This is a genomic window from Candidatus Cloacimonadota bacterium (assembly GCA_011372345.1).
Lineage (GTDB): Bacteria > Cloacimonadota > Cloacimonadia > Cloacimonadales > TCS61 > DRTC01.
This window is the reverse complement of record DRTC01000587.1, coordinates 1-7,397: the sequence shown is the minus strand read 5'-3', so window position 1 is coordinate 7,397 and position 7,397 is coordinate 1. Positions and strand designations below refer to the sequence as shown.

General features: G+C 36.0%; 7 protein-coding genes. All 7 read left to right on the top strand.

Annotated elements, in window-relative coordinates:
- Positions 1 to 49: 49 nt before the first annotated feature.
- The 7 genes from ENL20_11230 (at position 50) to ENL20_11200 (ending at position 7,138) form a co-directional block, all read left to right on the top strand.
- Complete coding sequence (locus ENL20_11230) at positions 50 to 1,516, top strand: pyridoxal-phosphate dependent enzyme (GenBank protein ID HHE39124.1); 1,467 nt, start codon at positions 50 to 52, stop codon at positions 1,514 to 1,516.
- 92 nt (positions 1,517 to 1,608) lie between these two features.
- The gene (gene thrC / locus ENL20_11225; GenBank protein ID HHE39123.1) at positions 1,609 to 2,847 is read left to right on the top strand and encodes a threonine synthase; all 1,239 of its coding nucleotides are present in this window, start codon (positions 1,609 to 1,611) and stop codon (positions 2,845 to 2,847) included.
- 57 nt (positions 2,848 to 2,904) lie between these two features.
- Complete coding sequence (locus tag ENL20_11220) at positions 2,905 to 3,138, top strand: CopG family transcriptional regulator (GenBank protein HHE39122.1); 234 nt, start codon at positions 2,905 to 2,907, stop codon at positions 3,136 to 3,138.
- Entirely contained in the window at positions 3,125 to 3,385 is a 261-nt protein-coding gene (locus ENL20_11215; protein ID HHE39121.1) for a type II toxin-antitoxin system mRNA interferase toxin, RelE/StbE family, read from the top strand. Before ENL20_11220 ends, ENL20_11215 begins: the two co-directional genes overlap by 14 nt.
- Positions 3,386 to 3,469: 84 nt before the next feature.
- Complete coding sequence (locus tag ENL20_11210) at positions 3,470 to 5,620, top strand: hypothetical protein (protein ID HHE39120.1); 2,151 nt, start codon at positions 3,470 to 3,472, stop codon at positions 5,618 to 5,620.
- 88 nt (positions 5,621 to 5,708) lie between these two features.
- Complete coding sequence (locus tag ENL20_11205) at positions 5,709 to 6,182, top strand: (2Fe-2S)-binding protein (GenBank protein HHE39119.1); 474 nt, start codon at positions 5,709 to 5,711, stop codon at positions 6,180 to 6,182.
- Positions 6,183 to 6,301: 119 nt separating this feature from the next.
- Positions 6,302 to 7,138 (top strand): hypothetical protein, encoded by an 837-nt coding sequence (locus tag ENL20_11200; GenBank protein ID HHE39118.1) that lies wholly within the window; start codon positions 6,302 to 6,304, stop codon positions 7,136 to 7,138.
- The last annotated feature ends 259 nt before the right edge of the window (positions 7,139 to 7,397 follow it).

Here is a 7,397-nt window from a genome sequence, read left to right as displayed (position 1 = left end):
GCATTAACACGGTTAATGCACTCCAAAAAAAATAAAAAATGGAGAAAAAATGAACTCAAAAGAACAAATATTAGAAAATACTATTAAAAGATGTCGGGAAAAACACATCATCATCCCAACTTATAAGCAAATGAGAAATCCGGATTTGATTCCGGAAAAGATCAAAGAGAAACTGAAAAACATCGGTTTATGGGATTTGAATTCTTTGAATTTATTCAGAATAACCTGGAAAAACGAACCAGTGAAATTCGGTGGTGGTTTCGGAAATGTTAATTATATCGAACTTCCATCCGAACTTACCGGAGTAAAAGCCCGGATCATCATGCTGATCGGTAAGTTCTTCCCAACCGGAGCACACAAGGTTGGAGCAACATTCGGTCCGCTCGTTGAAAAACTGGTCAGCGGTAGATTTGATCCAACAACGCAGAAAGCACTTTGGCCCTCGACCGGAAATTACTGTCGCGGAGGTGCTTATGATTCCTATCTGCTCGGTTGTCAATCGATTGCAGTTTTACCCGAAGAAATGAGCCAGGAAAGATTCGACTGGCTACATAAGATCGGAGCAGAAGTTTATGCAACTCCCGGCTGTGAAAGTAATGTCAAAGAAATTTACGATAAAGCAAAAGAATTGTGTCATGCCCGACCTGATGAAATTGTGAACCTGAACCAGTTCAGCGAAATTGGAAATGCTCTCTGGCATTATGCTGTGACCGGTCCGGCGATGGAAGAAGTTTTTCATTCTGAAAAAAAAGGAGAACAGAGATTCAGTGCACTTTTCCTGACTCAAGGTTCTGCCGGAACTCTTGGTTGTGCTGATTATCTGCGGGAAAAGTTCCCAAACTTCAAGGTTTGTGCCGGAGAAGCATTGCAATGTCCAACTTTACTTTATAATGGTTATGGTGGACATCGTATCGAAGGAATTGGTGACAAGCATGTTCCCTGGATCCATAATCTGAAAAATATGGATATGGTTGCCGGCATCGATGATGAACCGAATATGCACATCATGAGACTATTCAATGAACCGGAAGGTAAGAAACTTCTTATCGAAAAAGGAGTTGCTCCGGAATTTGTTGAAAAACTCGATCTGTTAGGAAGTTCCTCGATCGCAAACCTGATGGGAACGATCAAGATGGCAAAATATTATGAAATGAACAAAAATGATATTGTTTTCACAGTTGCCACAGATTCAATGGAAATGTATCAAAGCAGGATTTTCGAGGAAAGGAAAAAACTTGGTAATTTTGATTCCAAAAAGGCTGCCATCACTTTTGAAGCGGATTTGATGGGAATCGGAATCGATAATATGATCGAGATGACATATTATGAAAAGAGAAGAATGCACAACCTTAAGTATTTCACCTGGATCGAACAGCAGGGAAAAACCGTCGAAGAACTCAATGCTCAATGGTATGATGATAATTATTGGAAAAGACAGTTTGGGCAAGTCGATGAATGGGATGAGAAGATCATGGAATTTAATGAGAGAACGGGATTGCTGAAGGAATATGAATAAAAATATGCCACTGACTTACACTGATAAACACAGAGAATTATTTTGAAGTCAGTGTAATTCAGTGAAAGTCTGTGGCTTTTTTTGGATAATCTATGAAAGATAAATATTATTTTGAATGTACAAACTGCAGGAAGAAATATTCTCCGCAGGAAGTTACTTATCTCTGTCCTGATTGCGAAAAGGAAAATACCAAAGATCAACCTTTGAAAGGAGTTCTGAAAACAGTTTACAATTACAAAAAGATCAAACACAGATATAAAAAAAACAAACTCTTTGATAAACTGAAAGAGAAAGAATTTCGGGAACTTCTACCAATAAATTCTGAAAGAAGTTTGTCATTTTTGAAAGTTGGAAAAACTCCGCTTTACGAAATCTCAAACTTGCCAAATTTTCGAAATTTGGCAAGTTTTCAACTCTTTCTCAAAGACGACTCCCAAAACCCGACCTTTTCTTTCAAAGACAGAGCATCAGACCTTGTCTGTGCAGTTGCTAAAGAAAAAGAGATCGATACGATTTGTGCAGCCTCGACTGGAAATGCAGGTTCGTCACTCGCCGGGATCTGTGCATCCCAAAACCAAAAGGCTATCATTTTCGTTCCTGCTAAGGCACCGAAAGCTAAACTCACTCAAATCTGTATGTATGGAGCAAGGATAATTCCAGTGGAAGGAACTTATGATGATGCTTTTGAACTATGCGTTCAGGCAACAGAAAAATTCGGTTGGTACAATCGTAACACCGCTTATAATCCTTTCACGATCGAAGGTAAGAAAATCGTTTCTTTCGAGATTTTCCAGCAGTTGAAAAAGGAAGTTCCGGACAGGATCTTTGTTCCGGTTGGTGATGGATGTATAATTTCCGGTGTTTATAAAGGTTTTGAAGATCTTTTGAAATTAGGTTCGATTGAAAAGGTACCGACGATCATTGCAGTTCAATCTGAAAAAAGCGATAATATCGTCAGGAATTTGCATAATGAAAAATTCATTTCCAAACCGAGTAAAACGATCGCTGATTCCATCGCAGTCGATTATCCTGCCAATTTTTGGATGACTAAAAAATTTATCCAAAAATATGATGGAGAAGGAATTACGGTTTCCGATGATGAAATATTAGAAGCTTCCAAAACATTGAGTTCTGAAACAGGAATTTTTACAGAACCTGCTTCCGCAACAAGTTTTGCCGGATTCCTGAAATATCTGGAACATAAAAAGCTCGAAGAAAATTCCAAAAATGTTGTTTTGCTGACCGGAAGCGGATTGAAAGATGTGAAAGCTGTTCAGGAAATTATTCGGATTCCAAAAGCAATAAAAATTCTGGACGAAATAACTCCTTGACATAAAAACGCTATGGCGTTATTAGGATTATATGGATAAAAGATTTATGGAGGGATGATGTCTCATCTTACAAAAAGAGCAACTGTTTATTTTGAACCTGAAATCCATCATATTCTTAAATTAAAAGCATTGGAAACTCATCGGTCAATTTCAGATATTGTAGATGAAGCATTACGATTGGAACTTGCCGAAGATGCAGAGGATATAAAAGCATTTGCTGAACGAGAAAATGAAGAAGCAATTTCTTTTGAGAAATTGGTTCTGAATCTGAAAAAAAATGGAAAAATTTAAAATCCTGATTAAAAAATCAGTTGAAAAAGACTTTTCAAAACTATCAAAAAAAGACATTCAGAATATTTTGAAACTGATCGAATCACTATCTGAAAATCCATTCCCAAAAAAAGCAAAAAAACTAACAGCCAGTAATAAATATCGCATTCGATATAGAAATATTAGGATTTTGTACAAGATCGAAAACAAAATATTAATCATAATAATTTTCAAAATTGCTCATCGAAAAGATGTTTATAGGATGTAAGCAAGATTCCGATCTTGCCTCTTTCGACATTGGAATGTCAAATTACGGAATTCGCGAATATCCGCTGTATAAATTGGAGTTAAAATGAACTCAGTCAGAAAATTCGATGCCCGTCCAAAATTGAACGGTTCCTGGAAATTCATCGATGATTATTCCGACAAAGATATGATCTATGGTTATCTATATTACGCAAAAGTTCATCACGGAGTTATAAAAAAAATTTCTTTTCCTTTAGAATTCGATTTGACTGAGTTTACCATCGTTTATGCTAAAGACATTCCCGGCAAAAATATTGTTCCCGAACCTGAGCCGGATCAACCTTTTATGACAACAAGAGAAATTACTCATTTTGGTCAGATCATTATGGGAATTGCTCATCCCAATAAAGAAACTTTAAGAAATTTCGTCAACCAGATCAAAGTAGATTATGATGAACTTCCTGCTCTAACCGATATTAAAGAGACTCTTGAAAATGAGAAAAATGCTTTTGGAAAAGAGATAATTATTGATCATCGAAGGAATTTTAATAATAGTAAAAGTTGGATAAAAACTCATTCTGTTTATTACACTTCACATCAGGAGCAGGCTTATCTCGAACCACAGGGAATGATCGCAATCTATGATGCTGAAAAGAAAACAATGTTTGTTAAAGGAACAATGCAATGTCCTTTTTTTGTGAAGGATGCAGTAGTACAAATTTTAGGAAATTCGGTTCGGGAAGTGATCGTAGAAACATCAGAAGGAATTGGAGGAGCGTTCGGAGGAAAAGAAGATTTTCCTAATATTATTGCAGGAATAACAGCACTACTTTCATATAAAAGCGGAAAACCGGTAAAGACAATTCTTGATCGGTCAGATGATATTCAGATCACGACAAAGCGTCATCCTTCCAGAGTTGAAATTGAAACTTTGACTGATCCAAAAACACAGAAAATCAGAAGTCTGAAAATCGATTACCGACTCGATGCAGGAGCATTTCAGACTTTATCTCCGGTTGTGCTGGCGCGGGGAGTTCTGCATGCTTCCGGAAGTTATGCCATCGAAGATTCATACATTCAGGGAAGACTTTTCAGAAGCAATACTCCAACCAATGGTGCATTCAGAGGTTTTGGTGCACCTCAGGCTTTCTTTGCCATAGATTCTCATATTGAAAAAATCGCTGCTGAATTAAATTTGAATCCATACGATTTCAGGAAAAAGAATATTTTCCGGATTGGAGATGAACTTCCATCGTCTCAAAAAATACCGGAAAATCATTTACTGGATTGCTTCGAGAAAACTATTCAAAAATCAGATTATCAAACAAAATATCGAGAATTTATCGAATACAATAAAAATAATAAAGATAAAAAAGGAATTGGAATTTCACTCGGATATCACGGTGGAGGTTACACCGGGAATGGTGAGAAAATTCTAAATTCCGAAATAAAGATAACGATCGAAGAAAATGCAGAGGTAAAGATTTTCGTTGCCAATACCGAGATGGGACAGGGTGCACACACAACTCTTGCTCAAATCGTAAGCGAAACTTTAGATCATCCTTTGGAAAGGACAATTGTTCAACTGCCCAACACGAGCAAAACGCCAAACAGCGGGCCGACTGTTGCTTCCAGAACGATTTATATTGTTGGACACCTGTTAAGAAAATTATCTCTGAAAATCAAAAAAGAATTGAATTTCGAAAATCTTGAGAAATACATTAAAAAAAAATCCATAAAATTCCCTCTTGAATACAGGATGAATTTTGTACCGGATCCATCCGTTTTTTTTAATGAAGATACTTTCCAGGGAATCGGTTACAAAGACTATTCCTGGGCAGCCTGCGTTTCGGAGATTTATTTTCATGCTGATAGTTATCAAATCGAAGTAAAAAAGATCTGGACTGTTCTTGATATTGGGAAAGTCATCAATCTACAAATTGCTGAAGGTCAGGTTCAGGGAGGATTGATCCAGGCAGTCGGTTATGCAACATCCGAATTTTTCTATAAAAAAGGTTTCGGTAGATTGGAAGGATTCACCGATTATGTTTTGCCAACTTCTTTGGACATTCCTGAAATGGATATCGAATTTATTCATACAAATTCGGAAATCGCCAAAGGACTCGGAGAAATTCCCATGGATTATCCGGCACCTTCTATCCGTAATGCATTTTATCAGGCTACCGGAATATTTATCAATGAGATACCTCTGACTCCTGAAATTATTTTTAAACACATCAGAGAACAGAAGAAATGATATTAACCATCAAAGGAAGGTTAAATTAACGCTATTTTTTATCCGTGTTGATCTGTGAAAATCCGTGAGCAGAAAAAAAGGAAGGCAGATGAAGATCAGTTTCAAATTAAATAATAAAAATGTTAGCATAAACACAGATCCGATGAGACGATTGATCGATGTGATTCGCGAGGATTTTAGTTTAACCGGAACTAAAGAAGGCTGCGGAGAAGGTGAGTGCGGAGCATGTACAATTCTGATGAATGAAAAACCTGTTACAAGCTGCATTTTAAACGCTGTTCACGCAGATGGAAACGAGATTCTGACTGTTGAAGCAATTGCAGAAACTCCGGAAGGAAAACTGTTGATCGATTGCTTTGATGAGACAAATGCTGTGCAATGCGGATTTTGTTTTCCGGGCTTTCTGGTTTCTTCCTATTCTTATCTTAAGAACGACGGTGAAGCGAATCTTGATAAAATTAAGGAAAATCTTTCCGGAAATATATGTAGATGTACAGGTTATCAGAAAATATTTGAATCTGTTTTTATGGCATGTAATAAATGTGACTCAAACACAGAGTAGCACATTTTTGTAAAATGTGTTCCCAAATGATATTGTAAGGTGGTTATATTTTATTCACAGAATATAATTCTGTGCTGCTTTTATAATCAGAATTGATTGTAATCCAATTTGGAGCGAAGATGATTTTTTATAAGCCGAATAATCTCAACCAGCTATTTGAAATATCAGAAAAATTTGAAGGCAGAAAATACTTCCTTGCCGGTGGATCTGATATTAATGTCCAGATCAAGAAGGGATTGATAAAAGACGAACCTTTGATTTTTATAAATCATTTAAAGGAGTTAAAAGGAATACAGCATTTTGATGATCAAATAATTATTGGAGCTTTAAATACTTTTCAAGAAATATTGAATTCCGATCTGATCAAACAGAAGTTTCCTTTTTTCCAGCGATCTTTAAAAAATTTTGCTTCACCTCTTTTACAATCGATCGCAACTATCGGAGGAAATATTGCCAATGGTTCACCAACTGCTGATGTAGTTCCTTTATTACTGGTATTAGATGCAAAATTAAAACTTTTTTCCAAATCGAAGATACGCGTAATTCCAATAAATGAATTTTATCGTGGTTATAAACAATTTAATTTGAATAAAAACGAAATTATCGGGGCTGTTTCAATTCCGGAAAACGCTGAATCAGGTTATGAAACATTTTACCGGAAAATTGGTTCCAGGAAATCTCTTTATATAGCAAAAATCGCTTTGGCTGGACTGAAGAAAATTTCCAATGAGAAAATTATTAAAGTTAAATTTGCAGCTGGAAGTTTGAATGAATATCCAAGAAGATTAAAAAAACTTGAAAGTTATCTCATTAATAAAAATCATTCTAAAATAGAAAAAACCGAAATAAAAGAAGTTCTTTTGAAAGAGATCACTCCCATTTCTGATCTGCGTTCTGATAAAGATTATCGTTTTGAAGTATGTTTAAACTTGATAAATATTTTTCTGAATACCTAACCGAAGAAACCGGAAAAGATTTACCGCGAATTAACACGAATTTACGCGAATAAAAAAAGTTGGATATAAAATTTATCCGTTTGAATCGCTTCTGCTATAGTGTTCACAGAGAGCGATGAAAATGTTTTGCCAAAAAAAATACGAAAATTAGAAATAAGATGCTTTTTTTCTTTAACAAGCAAAGAAAAAAACCACTCTTCGAGTGGGATGCACGCTAGTTTCCAAATTCTCCCGAAAGCTTTCGGGAGGAACACAATTG

What these genes read in the sequence shown, in the direction of transcription:
- ENL20_11230 (HHE39124.1), top strand. Translation starts at nt 50, where the DNA reads ATGAACTCAAAAGAACAAATATTAGAAAATACTATTAAAAGATGTCGG.
- thrC (HHE39123.1), top strand. Translation starts at nt 1,609, where the DNA reads ATGAAAGATAAATATTATTTTGAATGTACAAACTGCAGGAAGAAATAT.
- ENL20_11220 (HHE39122.1), top strand. Translation starts at nt 2,905, where the DNA reads ATGTCTCATCTTACAAAAAGAGCAACTGTTTATTTTGAACCTGAAATC.
- ENL20_11215 (HHE39121.1), top strand. Translation starts at nt 3,125, where the DNA reads ATGGAAAAATTTAAAATCCTGATTAAAAAATCAGTTGAAAAAGACTTT.
- ENL20_11210 (HHE39120.1), top strand. Translation starts at nt 3,470, where the DNA reads ATGAACTCAGTCAGAAAATTCGATGCCCGTCCAAAATTGAACGGTTCC.
- ENL20_11205 (HHE39119.1), top strand. Translation starts at nt 5,709, where the DNA reads ATGAAGATCAGTTTCAAATTAAATAATAAAAATGTTAGCATAAACACA.
- ENL20_11200 (HHE39118.1), top strand. Translation starts at nt 6,302, where the DNA reads ATGATTTTTTATAAGCCGAATAATCTCAACCAGCTATTTGAAATATCA.